The sequence below is a fragment of the Sulfitobacter noctilucicola genome, assembly GCF_000622385.1.
GTDB classification, from domain to species: domain Bacteria; phylum Pseudomonadota; class Alphaproteobacteria; order Rhodobacterales; family Rhodobacteraceae; genus Sulfitobacter; species Sulfitobacter noctilucicola.
The window spans coordinates 3035910-3050076 of sequence record NZ_JASD01000008.1 but is presented as its reverse complement, the minus strand read 5'-3'; the positions used below and the strand labels follow the sequence as shown (position 1 = coordinate 3050076).

Here is a 14167-nt window from a genome sequence, read left to right as displayed (position 1 = left end):
CAAGGAGCACGCATGGCCGACTTCGACATCGCAAACCTGATCTATCTGATTGTTCTACTTGCCATGGTAGGCGGTTGGTTCCTGATGCAGGGGCGCGAAGGGATGAACAAAACGCTGCAATATGCAGCCGTCTGGGCAATGATCTTTATCGGCGGTGCAGCCGCCGTTGGTCTGTGGCAAGATATCAGTCGCGATGCCCGCAGTCCGCAGATGAGCGTTTCAGGGAGCAACCAGATTTCGGTGCCCCGCGCGCGGGATGGACACTACTACCTTACAGCGCAGATCAACGATGCAAGTATCCGCTTTGTGGTCGACACAGGTGCCACCGATATGGTGCTCACGCAAAAAGATGCCCAGCGTGCTGGGATCGACCCTGATGATCTGGCCTATTTGGGCCGCGCCAATACGGCAAATGGCGAAGTGCGCACGGCCTTTGTCCGCCTTGACCAGGTGGCGCTTGGCAATGTCATGGACCGCGATGTGCCCGCAGTCGTAAACGAAGGCGAGATGGAGCAGTCACTTTTAGGAATGGGATATCTGCAACGCTGGGGCCGCATTGAAATCACAGGTGGCGAACTGATCCTGACGCGGTAGGTGCAGCGCGCCGCACCCTGCCACTATGTCTCTGCCTTCTTCTCCCAACGCCCCGATTCCTCGGACCAATATTGGGCTGATGCCCCCGCATCCTTCAATGTCTTCCATTGACCACGTGCGGTCTGCAGCGCCTCTTCATCCTCGCCATCGAAAAGCACACATACCCGCTCCATCGCGCCGACTTCTTCGGCGGTGACGGCTGCGCCGTGCACCGACATCAGACAATTCGGGCGGTTTGCCGCCTCTGCTGTGGTCAGCAGAACCGGCTGGTCTGCATCATGCTCACCATCGGCAATTCCGTGCGGCAGAAACTCCGCCTCGGGTCCCAGCCAGAGGGCCTGATCAAGCTGCTGTAACCCGCCAGCGTTGGTACCACGCACCGCAACGCGCCAATCGTTCTCCAACGATTTGCCAAGCAGCATGCGCAGTGTTTCCACCAACGGCCTGCGTGTCAGATGGTAAAAGTAGGCCGCTCCCATGTCAGTCCGTCTCGAACTTATCTGCGACCAGCCGGTTCAATGCGGCAACGCCCCAACCTGTCGCACCCGCCGGTGCAAGCGCCGTCTCTGATTTGACCGAAGCAACACCGGCAATATCAAGGTGGATCCACGGCACACCATCCTTCACAAACCGCTGAAGGAACTGAGCCGCAGTGACAGACCCCGCCGCGCGCCCACCGATATTCTTCATATCAGCGATGCGGCTCTTCAGCAGATCGTCATAGGCTTGCCCCAATGGCATCCGCCAAGCGCCCTCGCCTTCGGTTTTTGCCGCTTTGAGGAAAGCGTTACACAGTGCGTCATCGTTCGAGAACACGCCCGCGTTCTCATGACCCAACCCAACAATAATTGCACCGGTCAGTGTGGCCAGATCGATCATCGCTGCGGGTTCAAAGCGGTCTTGCGCATACCACATGACGTCACACAGGACCAAACGACCCTCTGCGTCTGTGTTAATCACCTCAACCGTGTCACCCTTCATTGATCTGATGACATCGCCGGGCCGCACCGCGTTGCCCGATGGCATGTTCTCGACCAATCCGACCAGACCGACCACATTTGCCTTGGCTTTCCGCTGGGCCAGCGCACGCATGACACCTGCAACCACACCGGCACCTCCCATGTCCATGGTCATGTCTTCCATGCCCGCGCCGGGCTTGAGGCTGATACCACCGGTGTCAAACACCACCCCTTTACCGACAAGCGCTAGCGGTGCGGTGCCTTTGGTGCCACCGTCCCACCGCATCACGACGACTTTCGACGGGCTGTCAGACCCCTGACCAACACACAAAAGCGTTCGCATTCCAAGCTTTGCAAGCTCGTCTTCATCCAGCACCTCAACCTTCAGGCCCAGTGCTTTCATCTCTGCAAGCTGGTTTGCGAATTCAGTCGTCGTCAGCACATTTGCAGGCGCATTGATCAAATCGCGGGTCATGAAGGCCCCCTCGGCAACCGCCATCAACGGGGCCGCAGCGGATCGCGCATCGTCCGGCTTGCTGCACATCACTGTCACCGCACCCGCGCGTTCTTTGGGTTCGGACTTCTGATCTTCATATGCATAGTCACGCATCATCAATCCGTAAGCCACCTCGGCGGGGTGCCGAACACCGCCTGCCAGCAACAGAACATCTGCCTTCTTGCGGGATTTGGCCAATGAAGCGCCTGCCTTGCGGGCTGCGGCCTTATCAGTCTTGCGCGGCAGGTGCACCACATCCACCGCATCGGCGGCCAATCCCGCCGGATAAGCCAGAACCTGCGCATCGCCGGGCTTTGATTTGGCGAAACCCTCCGCCTCGACCAGACGCGCCAACGCGCCGCGCGTCAGCTTGTTGACACGCCGCGCACCGGCGTCCAGACGTCCCTCCGGGTCAACAAATACAGCGATCCGGCCCTTGTGGCCTGCGATGGCGTCAATGTCCGTTTCAGCAAATTCGAAGGGGGTGAGTGCAGTCATGTCATGGGCCTTTTCCAGCGTTTCGCCACAAGACCTAGCGCGAAGACCCAGCCATGACCAGTTAGCAGTTTTCCCCGCCCATATTTTGCTTTAGACAATTCATCAAAAGAGTAAGTACAGGCATCCGTGGGGGATCAGAGTGGCGCGACTAGACCGCTATATGCTGTCACAGCTATTGCTGCTCTTTGGCTTTTTTGCCCTCGTACTGGTGGCCCTTTTCTGGATCAACCGCGCTGTCATCCTGTTTGACCGGTTGATAGGTGACGGCCAATCCGCCCTTGTTTTTCTTGAGTTTACGGCACTCGGCCTGCCCAAGCTCATTACCACAGTCCTGCCCATCGCGACCTTTGCAGGCGCTGTCTATGTCACCAACCGCATGTCGCAGGAATCAGAGATGACTGTCCTGCAATCCACTGGCTCCAGCCCTTGGCGGCTGGCGCGACCCGTGTTTGTTTATGGCCTATGCGTGGCGCTGATGATGAGCGTGCTGTCCCACTTTCTGGTTCCTATGGCCCAGAACCAGCTGACACAGCGTGAAGCAGAGATATCCCAGAACGTCACTGCTAGCCTTCTGCGCGAAGGGCGGTTCTTGCATCCGACCCATAACGTGACCTTTTACACCCGCGTCATTGATCAGGACGGCGTGCTGCGCGATGTCTTTCTCTCCGACCGCCGCGATCCCGCGGAAGGTGTGATCTATACCGCTGCCGAGGCGTATCTGGTGCGCAACGGAGCGGGCACAACATTGATTATGGTGGACGGGCTGGCACAGCGCCTTAACCGGACGGATAAAAGGCTCGCCACAGCGAACTTTCGTGACTTTTCGTTCGATATTTCGTCGTTGGTGTCGGAAAATGCGTCCGGCATCCAGTCCGCGCCAAACTTGACCACGCCCACCCTGATGATGGGCTGGCAAGAGATTGCCGAACGAACCGGCGACAGCGAAGGCGTCATTGCCGAAGAAGTGCATGCCCGATTTGCCCAACCGCTTTTTTGCATTGTCGCGGCCTTGATCGGGTTTGCGACCCTGTTGGTCGGCGGCTTTTCCCGCTTTGGCGTCTGGCGCGAGATTGCGGTGGCCTTCGCTCTGCTGATCGCAATCGACGGCATTCGCGGTGCCATGGTCGATACAGTGCGAAGCGACGCGGCAAACTGGCCGTTGCTATACGTGCCGTCCTTGATCGGGGCCGCAATTGCAGCGGCGATGCTTTGGCATACGGCCAATCCGGGATGGCTGGCGCGGTTGCGCAGACGCAGGGTGTCACCATGATCCTGCACATCTATTTCGCCCGACGTTTCGCAATGACCTTTCTGCTGATCACCGGCGTGCTGTTGGCGCTGGTGATACTGATCGACGCGGTGGAGCAGGCACGCAAGTTTGGCAGTGCGGACATCGGGTGGCAAAAATTGCTCGGTCTGACGCTGTTGAATGCGCCGCAAACGATCAACGTGATCCTGCCCCTGATTGTGATCCTTGCGACGATTGCACTCTTTATATCCCTTGCCCGCTCGTCCGAGCTGGTGGTCACACGTGCCTCGGGCCGGTCCGCGCTGCGCGCGCTGATCGCACCTGTGTTTGTGGCGCTCGTGATCGGGGTGCTGGCGGTCAGCATGCTGAACCCGATCGTCGCGGCAACCGGCAACCGCTACCTTCAATTGTCGGAAAGCTATCGCGCGGGCGGTGCATCGGCATTGTCGATTAGTGACGAAGGTCTGTGGCTGCGTCAGGGCACCGCCGAGGGCCAGACCGTAATCCGCGCATGGCGGTCAAATGCAGATGCCTCTGTGCTCTATGACGTCAGCTTTATCACGTATAATGCCGAAACCGGACCTGTGCGCAGGATCGAGGCCGGTAGCGCGGCCCTGCGCGACGGCGCATGGCATCTGCGCGACGCTAAATCATGGCCGCTAAAAGCAGGCATCAACAGTGAAGCCCTCTCCGAGTTCCATTCAACGCTGGAAATCCCGTCGTCGCTGACACTGGAACGTATCCGCGAAAGCATCGGCAAACCGGCAGCGGTGTCGATCTACGACCTTCCGACCTTTATCCGCCAGCTTGAACAGGCCGGCTTTTCCGCACGCCGCCACAAAGTCTGGCTCCAGACTGAATTTGCGCGTCCGCTGTTTTTGATGGCGATGGTGCTGGTGGCAAGCGCCTTTACCATGCGCCACACCCGCTTTGGTGGAACAGGCGTGGCCGTTCTATCCGCCGTGCTGTTAGGGTTTGGCCTTTATTTCGTGCGCAGCTTTGCGACCATTCTTGGCGAAAACGGGCAGATTCCGGTGTTGTTGGCCGCATGGGCACCGCCGATTGCAGCGATCCTGCTGGCCCTCGGCCTTTTGCTGCATGTAGAGGACGGGTGATGTTGCGTGCGTTGATCCTTTCCCTGTCGCTCTTGATGTGCGCCCTGCCCGCTGCGGCACAGGACGCGCAATCCGGTGCTGCCATGCTGATCGCGGATGAGGTATTCATCACCGCCGACCGTACGCTCGTGGCCCAAGGCAATGTCGAAGCCTTTCAGAACGGCGCACGCTTGCAAGCCAGCGCTGTGCGCTACAGTCAGGACACTGGCCGATTGGTGATCGAAGGCCCGATTACCCTGACAGAAGACGGCCAGACCCTGATCTTTGCCGACGCTGGTGAGCTTGATGCCGATTTGCGCAACGGCATTCTGACCGGCGCACGGGTCATCCTGAACCGCCAGTTGCAAATTGCCACGCTCAAGGTCGACCGCGTTGACGGGCGCTACAACCAACTGACCAAAGCCTCCATCACGTCCTGCAAAGTCTGCGATGACGGGCGAGCGCCGTTGTGGCAAATCAGGGCCAAGCGGGTGATACACGATCAGCTGGAACAGCAGCTTTACCTCGACAGTGCGCAGTTCCGCATCCTGAACGTGCCTGTCTTTTACCTGCCGCGCCTGCGTTTGCCGGGCCCACGTCTGGAGCGTGCATCAGGTTTCCTCGTGCCCTCAATCCGAACCACTTCGCAGTTGGGCACCGGCCTGAAACTGCCGTATTTCATCAAATTGGGCGATCACCGCGATCTGACTGTCACGCCTTACGTCTCAAGCGTGACGCGCACGCTTGAGCTGCGCTACAGGCAAGCGTTTCGTACCGGCCGTATTGAACTGAACGCCGCCGTTACCCGCGATGACCAACGCCCCGATACCAACCGTGGCTACCTTTTCGGCAACGGGACCTTTTCCCTGCCGCGCGACTATCAATTGACCTTTGACATCGAGGCCACGACCGACCGTGCCTACCTCAATGAATACGGCTACTTCGATCAGGACCGGCTGGAAAGCCAGATCACTGTCAGCCGCGCCCGCCGCGATGCGCTGGTGCGGGCATCGCTATACAACTTCGAAAGCCTGCGGGCCGATGATATTAACGATAATCTGCCAACCGTCGTCGTCGATGGTGAATACGAGCGGCGGTTTTTCCCAAAATCTGTTGGCGGAGAGGTCCGCCTGCGGCTTGAGGCCCATGCGCACCGCCGCAATTCGGACCTTGATACAGACGGGCCGGATGATGATCTGGTCACGGATGGCCGCGATGTGGCGCGGCTTCATGCGCGCGCCGATTACCTGCGCCGGTTCACGTGGTCTTCGGGTGTTGTCGCAGATGTGCAGGCCGGTATCAGCGCCAATATTTTCGATATTACGCAGGACGCGTCATTCGACCAGAACCATTTCGATCTGGTACCGCAAGCCGCCGTTGCCCTGCGCTATCCCATGCTGCGGCGCGGGCGTGACGGGATCACCCAGATGCTTGAGCCTGTTGTGCAACTTGGCTGGACCCGTGGCAGCCGACTGGAGATTCCCAATGACGAAAGCACCCGCATAGAGTTTGACGAAGGCAACCTTTTGTCGCTGTCCCGCTTTCCACGTCCCGACAGACGCGAACGCGGCACGGTGGGCGCTGTTGGTCTGAACTGGTCACGCATCAACCCTCAGGGTTGGGACAGCCATATCTCGGTTGGTCAGGTCTTCCGCGCCGATGCCGATCCTTCCTTTACCGCCTCATCCGGATTGGATGGCGTTTCCTCCGACATCCTGCTGGCGGGCCGCCTGCGCAGTCCCGGCGGGATCTGGATCACAGGTCGCAGCCTGATCGATGGCGATCTCAATCTCTCCAAGGCCGAAGTGCGTGGCAATTACGGTTTTGCCAGAGGAGCCATCGGCGGCTCCTATGTCTGGCTCAAGGCGGATGAGGCCGAAGACCGCACCGAGGATGTGTCGGAAATTCTGCTGAACGGGCGCTACGAAATTAACAACCACTGGGCCGTCAACGCCGACTGGCGGTTCAACGTCGCAGACGACCGTGCCGCAACCGCCGGGCTGGGTCTGAGCTATGACAACGAATGTGTCGCCATCAATATGACCGTCGCGCGCAGCTATTCTTCCTCAACCGCGGTTGAGCCTACCACCGAATTCGGATTTAACGTAGGGCTAAGGGGCTTTGCCGCCTCCTCCGGCGATCAACGCTACATACGCTCCTGTAAAAGGTGACCACGATGACTTTTTCCCGACTGATCCAAGGACTTGCTGTCGCGGGGCTTCTGGCCTTTGGACCGCACAGCCTGCATGCGCAAAACCTGTTCAAGCCGGTGGCACGGATCAACGATACCGTTGTCACAGGCTTTGAGGTCCAGCAGCGCCAGAGCTTTCTGAAGCTGCTCAATGCACCCGGATCGGATTATGACAGCGCACTGCAATCCCTGATTGACGACCGCCTGCGCGCGCGTGCCGTGGCCGACGCGGGGCTTGAGCTGACGCCAGAAGGGCTTGAAGAAGGGCTCGAAGAGTTTGCAGGTCGCGCCAACCTTACCAAAGATGAATTCATCAAGGCGCTTGAGCAATCGGGCGTTGACCGCACCACCCTGCGGGACTTCGTATCCAACACGTTGGGCTGGCGGGAACTGATCCGCGCGCGATACCTGCGCCGCGTCAATGTCACCGAGCAGGACATCGACCGCGCGTTGGGCAACACACGCGGCAGCGCCGACGGCATTCGTGTTCTGTTGTCAGAGATCATCATCCCCGCCCCGCCGCGTGACGCTGCACGGGTTACAGCGCTGGCCGAACGAATTTCGCAATCCACGTCCGAGGGTGAATTCTCGAATTATGCGCGCCAGTATTCCGCTACCGCCTCGCGCGGTCGCGGAGGCCGTATGCCATGGACACCTCTTGAAAACCTGCCGCCTGCCCTGCATCCCATCCTGCTTGCATTGGGACCGGGCGACGTATCCGCACCGCTTCCGATCCCGAACGCCGTGGCTTTGTTCCAACTGCGTGGCATCGAAGAAACCGGAGCCCCCGCACGGCGCTATTCAGAAATCGAATATGCCGCCTATTACATGGCCGGTGGTCGCAGCCCCGAAACACTTGCTGCGGCACAAACCCTGCGCGGCCAGGTCGACGTTTGCGATGACCTTTACGGCATCGCGCAAGGCCAGCCCGAAAGCACACTGGACCGCGAGACCAAAGCACCCGCCGAGATCGCACAGGATTTTGGCATCGAACTGGCCAAGTTGGACCTAAACGAAGTCTCGACAGCACTCACACGCAACAACGGCCAAACGCTGGTGTTTCTGATGCTCTGTGACCGCGTCGCTGAAAGCAATTCCGAGGCCAGCCGCGAAGATGTTCAGAGCCGTTTGCGCCAGGACCAGTTGCAGGGCTTTGCCAACGTCCTGATGGAGCAGCTGCGCGCCGATGCGCGTATCGTGGTGCAATGACCCAGCCGCTGCCGGTCGTGATCTCCTGCGGCGAACCCGCAGGGATCGGGCCCGAAGTCGCTGCCCGTGCATGGGCGGCCCTCGCCGGAGAGGTGCCTTTGGTTTGGTTGGGCGACCCCGCCCATCTGCCGGAAGGCGTTGCGCATCAGGTTATCACACAGCCGCAAGAAGCCGCGGGTCTTAGCCCTGATGTATTGCCGGTGATCGCACGGGATTTCGGATCACCCGCCGTAGCAGGCCAACCCGATCCGGCTCACGCTGCCCATGTCATTGATATGATCGCTCTTGGCGTGTCGTTGGTGCGCGATGGCGCGGCATCTGCCCTCTGCACTGCGCCAATCCACAAGAAAGCGCTCAAGGATGGTGCCGGTTTTGCCTATCCCGGTCATACGGAATACCTCGCCGCTCTTGGTAGCGTAGACGAGGTTGTGATGATGCTGGCGTCCGAACAGCTGCGCGTCGTGCCCGCCACGATCCACATCGCACTGGATCAGGTCCCGCTTCAGCTCACCCCAGCACGCCTGCGCCGCGTGATCGAGATCACCCATGCTGGCCTGCAAACGCAATTCGGTATCAAGGCACCCCGCCTTGCCATCGCCGGCCTGAACCCCCATGCAGGCGAAGGTGGCACGATGGGCAAGCAGGAGGACGCGTGGATCGCACCGCTGGTCGCTGAGATGATCAGCGAAGGGTTCGAGCTTAGCGGACCTCTGCCCGCCGACACGATGTTTCATGCCGCCGCCCGCAGCCGCTATGACGCAGCCATTGCGATGTATCACGATCAAGCGCTTATTCCGATCAAGACGCTCGATTTCGACAAGGGTGTGAATGTCACGCTGGGTCTTCCGTTTATCCGCACATCGCCGGACCATGGCACTGCCTTCGATATCGCAGGACGCGGCATTGCCAATCCGGCAAGCATGATTGAGGCGCTGAAGATGGCGCAAAAAATGGCGGGTTCCGCATGAGTGTGATCGACACCCTTCCGCCGCTGCGTGAAGTGATTGCTACCCATGGGTTGTCTGCACGCAAATCGCTGGGCCAGAACTTCCTGCTTGATCTGAACCTGACGGCCAAGATTGCGCGTCAGGCAGGGGATTTGACGGAATGCGATGTGCTTGAGATCGGCCCCGGCCCCGGTGGCTTGACCCGCGGACTGTTGTCCGAAGGCGCGCGCCACGTGCTGAGCATCGAAAAGGACACCCGCTGCCTGCCCGCCTTAGCCGATGTCGCTGCTGCCTATCCCGGCCGTCTGACGGTGGTCGAAGGCGATGCGCTGGAAATTGACCCGCTGGCACATTTGACGCTACCGATCCGCGTGGCCGCAAACCTGCCATATAACATCGGAACCGAACTTCTGGTGCGTTGGCTGACACCGAAAGAATGGCCGCCTTTCTGGCAAAGCCTGACGCTGATGTTCCAGCGCGAGGTCGCAGAGCGCATCGTGGCGCAGCCCGGTTCGAAGGCCTATGGCCGTCTTGCCATCCTGTCGCAGTGGCGGGCGGATGCACGGATTGTCTTGCAACTGCCACCCGGTGCTTTCACGCCCCCGCCTAAAGTGTCTTCCAGTGTTGTTCACCTGACCGCCCTGCCCGAACCACGGTTTCCCGCAGATGCGGCCGTGCTGAGCCGTGTTGTGGCTGCCGGTTTCAACCAACGGCGCAAGATGTTGCGGGCCTCCCTCAAGGGGATCGCCCCCGACATCGAAGACAGGCTTATTGCCGCAGGGATCAAGCCCACTGACCGAGCCGAGCAAATTCCGCTCGAAGGGTTTTGCGCCTTGGCGCGGGAAGTCGCGCGCGCGTGAAGCTGCTGATCGTCCTGCTTTGCACAGCGCTGCTCTCGGCCTGTTCGGCGCGTGGTCCCCAGCCGGGTGCGGCCCGTGATGTTGCGGCATTGGCGGCATCGCTACAGGCACTTTCCCCCGATGTTGACCCTGCCGAGGCCCGGCGTGCTGCGGCGCTGTCATACGAGACAACATTCCGTCTGGCACAAGCCTACGGCATCACTGATCCGGCGCTGATCCATAATGCGAAGGTCAACGCTGGGCTGCGGCCACGCGGGCTTTGCTATCACTGGGCCGAAGACATGCAGGCCAGACTGAGTGCCGAGAACTTCCGTACTCTGGGCCTGACCCGCGCCATCGCCAATTCGGAAACACGGCTGCTGATCGACCACAGCACGCTCGTGATCGTTGCCAAAGGCGACGTCATGGAAAACGGTGTGGTGATTGATCCGTGGAGATACGCCGGAAAGCTGTTCTGGGCGCCGGTGCGAGACGACACGCGCTACGAATGGCTGCGCCGCAAGGCTGTTTTGGAGAAGCGCGGTCTGATCCGGTATGCGCAACGCACCGAAGGCTCATTGGCACCCCTGCCCGCCGACTGAGCCACAAAAAAGGCCCCGATGGAACGGAGCCTGATCTGTATATCTATTATTCTGCCGCTTCGGGCTGATCGTCGTTGCCGCCGCCTTCCGGCGGGGTTTCAGCAGCCGGCTTGGGCTTTGGCTTGCGCCGGGGCGCGCGCTTTGGCTTGGGTTTGCTCTCTGGCGTCTCGACCAGACCGCTATCGTCTTCTGCCGAAGTATTCTCAACCGGCGCTTCCACTTCTGGCTGTGGTGCTTCACCTGCGTCGGGCGTGCGGGGCTGGTTGCCGCCATGCTGGCCGCCACCTTGATTGCTGTCACGCTCCTGACGCTCCGCGCGTTCGCGGTCCCGCTCTGCCTGACGCTCGCGGTTCTGGCGTTCCTGCTCTTCGCGGCGCTGGTCCTGTTCGCGCTGCGCTTCGGACAACATCCGCAGATAGTGTTCTGCGTGCTGCTGGAAATTCTCTGCCGCCACGCGGTCGTTCGACAGGGTCGCGTCGCGGGCCAGCTGGTTGTACTTTTCAATCACCTGACTTGGCGTGCCACGCACCTTGCCCTCCGGACCGGAGCTGTCAAAAACGCGGTTGACGACATTGCCGCCCTGATTGTTGTTATTGCGGTTGCGGCTATTCTTCGACCGGGACCGTGATCTGGTAGATTTCATGAAAAGATATCAGCCTTGTGTGCTGGTTGTTTTGATACCGAATGGTGCGATATACGCGCCGAAAAAACCGGTCACTGAATTGTTGGGCATAAGCCGCGCGGGACCGCCGAAGGCATCCACCGCTGCAACATACTTGAATAAACACGCTCAGGCCCGTGGGGCAAGAGTAAAACCGCATAAATTCGACCAATGTGGCGCAGATTAGCCGATTTACGCTGGTTGACCCGCGCAAACCACCCTTGCTCGGCCATCGAGATCCAGCGCCAGATCAACGCCAGCCCAACCGGAATCGCGAAAAATTGCTTGCACAGCGGCACCTTGCTGCCAGCCGATTTCGACCATCACACGGCCTGATGTTGTCAAAAACCCTTGCGCCTGTTGTGCAATGATCCTGTAGGCCGACAAGCCGTCCAGCCCGTCCGTCAGCGCCATGTGCGGCTCGTGATCGCGCAATTCAGGTGCGACACCATCCATTTCAGCCATCGCCAGATAAGGTGGATTCGCAACAATCAGATCAAAACGCCCCTGCACCTCAGCGAACCAGTCAGACTGGTAGATGTCCGCCCGTGCAGCCACACCGTGCATCACCGCATTGGCGCTGGCTTGCAAACAGGCCGCCTCGGACAGATCAACTCCCACACCACGCGCCTCCGTATTCTCGGCCAGCAGGCTGACCAGAATACAGCCCGAGCCGGTTCCAAGATCAAGGACCGTCTCAAAGGGTGCGCTTAGCGCCAGATCAATCAGGGTTTCCGTTTCGGGTCTCGGATCAAGCACATCGCGGCTGATACGGAAGTCACGGCCATAAAATGCGCGGGAACCCACAAGCTGCGACACCGGCACGCGCACAGCTCTCAAAGAAATGAGGTTCTCGAACCGCTCGGCAATCTCGGGGGCAATTTCTTCGGGTGCGATAAGGGTCACGCGGGCCGCATCAACAGATGCCGCGTGGGCCAACAGCATCCGCGCGTCCCGCGCAGGGTCCGGCACACCTGCTGCCCGCAACCGCGCAGCCGCTGCCGCCATCGCTTCGCCGGCGGTGCTCACTGGTTCATCTCGGCCATCTGGCGCGCTTGCGCATCGGCAGTCAATGCATCGACAATCTCGTCCAGATCGCCCTGCATAACGGCATCAAGCCGGTAGAGCGTCAGGTTGATCCGGTGATCGGTCATCCGGCCCTGAGGGAAATTATAGGTCCTGATCCGCTCGGACCGGTCGCCCGATCCAACCTGCGAAGCACGATCCGCAGAACGTTCGCTATCCACGCGGCTGCGTTCCATATCATAAAGCCGCGCCTTGAGGACCTGCATGGCCTTGTCACGGTTCCGGTGCTGGGATTTCTCGGAACTGGTGACTACAAGCCCCGTAGGAAGGTGCGTGATGCGCACGGCGGAATCGGTGGTATTCACATGCTGCCCGCCCGCGCCCGATGACCGCATCGTATCAATGCGCAAATCGTTCGGGTTGATTTCAATGTCAACGTCTTCGGCTTCCGGCAAGACAGCAACCGTTGCGGCAGACGTGTGGATCCGTCCGCCACTTTCCGTGGTCGGCACACGCTGCACACGGTGCACACCACTTTCATATTTCAAACGGGCAAAGACGTTCTGGCCAGTGATATGCGCCACGACTTCCTTGACGCCACCAAGTTCGGTCATCTGTTCTTCGACCATGTCAAAACCCCAACCACGGGCCTCCGCATAACGTTGGTACATGCGCAGAAGGTCAGCTGCGAACAACGCTGCTTCGTCGCCGCCAGTACCGGGGCGTATCTCAAGCATCGCGGGCTTGGCGTCTGCCGCATCCTTGGGAAGCAGCGCAATCTGCAAGGCCTCTTCCGCCTTGGGAAGCGCCTCTTTGATCGAGGCCATCTCGTCCCGTGCCAGCTCGGCCATCTCGGGATCGGCCAGCATCGCCTCGCATTCGGCGCGTCCGTCCAGCAATTCCCGATAGGCTTCGATTTGTTCAACAACGGGCCGTAAGTCCGCGTACTCCTTCGCCAAAGCCGCGAAATCTGCCCCGTCTGATCCAGCCGACATGGACGCTTCCAAAAACTGAAAACGCTGGGTGATCTGTGCAAGGCGGTCCATGGGTATCATGCGATCACCTGTCGCTTATGGATTGGCTTTGGTCAAGACCCGCTTTGTGGTATGATTCGATCATGAAAAAGTTCGCAATCGTTCTTAGTCTAATGTCCCTGCCCGCCGCGGCTGACGTGACATACCCCGGTGGAAAGACGGTGGATTGCTATTGCACCGACAAAAGCCGCAACCGTGTAGAGCTTGGCGAAACGATTTGTTTGCAAGTAGACGGGCGCATGTTCATGGCGCAATGCCAGATGTCGCTTAACGTGCCGATGTGGCGCGAAGTGCAGGAAGGCTGCCTGTCCTCATCCCTCGACGGACGCAATCCAGCCCTGAACTCGGTTCCGGTTTACCCCAAGATCTGACTTGCCAAAACGCAGTCTGGCGTTGATCTCAAGGTATCGTGTCTGCACTCCCTGCACGGGCCCCTCGTAAATACCGATGGTCGTATAGTCAGGGAAACCGCAGACTTTCGAGCGCGTTACATAGGTAATTTTGCCTTCCGCAACCGATCCGATCAGCACCTTTGTGCGGGGCGTGTCGCGTATTACATCGTCAAGCGCTTTCAGCCGTGCAAGACCATCATCGGTTACCGGTTCCCGCCAAACGTAGCCGGAGGCAGGACGACTCTCCCCCATGCCCGCAACGTTCGACTGTCTGTGCCAGCGCTGTGGATCGGAGGGTGCGAGCCGCACGAAAGCAAACACGCCGATAACAACGAGCACCAAAATCCAGAAAATCATCATCGCACCCCTAGCCTTC

The 14167-nt window shown here is 59.7% G+C and carries 15 protein-coding genes; 9 read left to right on the top strand and 6 right to left on the bottom strand.

All coding sequences use genetic code 11. From position 1 onward, the window contains the following. Positions 1-12: 12 nt before the first annotated feature. On the top strand, positions 13-594 hold the full coding sequence (locus tag Z946_RS0118500; protein ID WP_025057207.1) for a retropepsin-like aspartic protease family protein: 582 nt from the start codon (positions 13-15) through the stop codon (positions 592-594). Positions 595-617: 23 nt separating this feature from the next. Here Z946_RS0118500 and Z946_RS0118495 read toward each other — a convergent pair whose 3' ends face one another. Together Z946_RS0118495 and Z946_RS0118490 are read right to left on the bottom strand one after the other, a co-directional pair. Further along, the gene (locus Z946_RS0118495) at positions 618-1073 is read right to left on the bottom strand and encodes a DNA polymerase III subunit chi (RefSeq protein ID WP_025057206.1); all 456 of its coding nucleotides are present in this window, start codon (positions 1071-1073) and stop codon (positions 618-620) included. Position 1074: 1 nt separating this feature from the next. Further along, entirely contained in the window at positions 1075-2547 is a 1473-nt protein-coding gene (locus Z946_RS0118490) for a leucyl aminopeptidase (RefSeq protein WP_025057205.1), read from the bottom strand. A gap of 139 nt (positions 2548-2686) precedes the next feature. Between Z946_RS0118490 and lptF the strand changes: the two genes are divergently transcribed. The 7 genes from lptF to Z946_RS0118455 are packed head-to-tail and all read left to right on the top strand — an operon-like array spanning position 2687 to position 10678. Next, positions 2687-3817 (top strand): LPS export ABC transporter permease LptF, encoded by a 1131-nt coding sequence (gene lptF / locus Z946_RS0118485; RefSeq protein ID WP_025057204.1) that lies wholly within the window; start codon positions 2687-2689, stop codon positions 3815-3817. Then, positions 3814-4911 carry an LPS export ABC transporter permease LptG gene (lptG, locus tag Z946_RS0118480; RefSeq protein ID WP_025057203.1) on the top strand — a complete coding sequence of 366 codons (1098 nt, stop codon included), beginning with the start codon at positions 3814-3816 and terminating at the stop codon, positions 4909-4911. The genes lptF and lptG overlap by 4 nt, the downstream gene beginning before the upstream one ends. Further along, a complete protein-coding gene (locus Z946_RS0118475; RefSeq protein ID WP_025057202.1) occupies positions 4911-7061 on the top strand; it encodes an LPS-assembly protein LptD in 2151 nt (716 codons plus the stop codon). The genes lptG and Z946_RS0118475 overlap by 1 nt, the downstream gene beginning before the upstream one ends. Positions 7062-7066: 5 nt before the next feature. Beyond that, complete coding sequence (locus tag Z946_RS0118470) at positions 7067-8290, top strand: peptidylprolyl isomerase (RefSeq protein WP_025057201.1); 1224 nt, start codon at positions 7067-7069, stop codon at positions 8288-8290. Continuing rightward, positions 8287-9258, top strand: a complete 972-nt coding sequence (pdxA, locus tag Z946_RS0118465) for a 4-hydroxythreonine-4-phosphate dehydrogenase PdxA (protein WP_025057200.1) — start codon at positions 8287-8289, stop codon at positions 9256-9258. Before Z946_RS0118470 ends, pdxA begins: the two co-directional genes overlap by 4 nt. Further along, on the top strand, positions 9255-10097 hold the full coding sequence (gene rsmA / locus Z946_RS0118460) for a 16S rRNA (adenine(1518)-N(6)/adenine(1519)-N(6))-dimethyltransferase RsmA (protein ID WP_025057199.1): 843 nt from the start codon (positions 9255-9257) through the stop codon (positions 10095-10097). Before pdxA ends, rsmA begins: the two co-directional genes overlap by 4 nt. Beyond that, entirely contained in the window at positions 10094-10678 is a 585-nt protein-coding gene (locus tag Z946_RS0118455) for a hypothetical protein (RefSeq protein WP_025057198.1), read from the top strand. Before rsmA ends, Z946_RS0118455 begins: the two co-directional genes overlap by 4 nt. Positions 10679-10724: 46 nt before the next feature. On the opposite strand, the gene Z946_RS0118450 is transcribed toward Z946_RS0118455, so the two are convergent. The 3 genes from Z946_RS0118450 to prfA form a co-directional block, all read right to left on the bottom strand. Next, positions 10725-11321, bottom strand: coding sequence for a DUF4167 domain-containing protein (locus Z946_RS0118450; protein ID WP_025057197.1), 597 nt, complete (start codon positions 11319-11321; stop codon positions 10725-10727). Positions 11322-11531: 210 nt separating this feature from the next. Further along, positions 11532-12347 (bottom strand): peptide chain release factor N(5)-glutamine methyltransferase, encoded by an 816-nt coding sequence (prmC, locus tag Z946_RS0118440; protein WP_025057196.1) that lies wholly within the window; start codon positions 12345-12347, stop codon positions 11532-11534. Positions 12348-12364: 17 nt separating this feature from the next. Then, the gene (gene prfA, locus Z946_RS0118435) at positions 12365-13420 is read right to left on the bottom strand and encodes a peptide chain release factor 1 (protein ID WP_025057195.1); all 1056 of its coding nucleotides are present in this window, start codon (positions 13418-13420) and stop codon (positions 12365-12367) included. Positions 13421-13482: 62 nt separating this feature from the next. On the opposite strand from prfA, the gene Z946_RS21465 reads away from it, so the two are divergent. Next, the gene (locus Z946_RS21465; RefSeq protein ID WP_152540598.1) at positions 13483-13770 is read left to right on the top strand and encodes a hypothetical protein; all 288 of its coding nucleotides are present in this window, start codon (positions 13483-13485) and stop codon (positions 13768-13770) included. Here Z946_RS21465 and Z946_RS0118430 read toward each other — a convergent pair. Continuing rightward, positions 13711-14148 (bottom strand): DUF1499 domain-containing protein, encoded by a 438-nt coding sequence (locus Z946_RS0118430; RefSeq protein WP_025057194.1) that lies wholly within the window; start codon positions 14146-14148, stop codon positions 13711-13713. The two genes, Z946_RS21465 and Z946_RS0118430, sit on opposite strands and share 60 nt — an antisense overlap. Positions 14149-14167 lie beyond the last annotated feature (19 nt).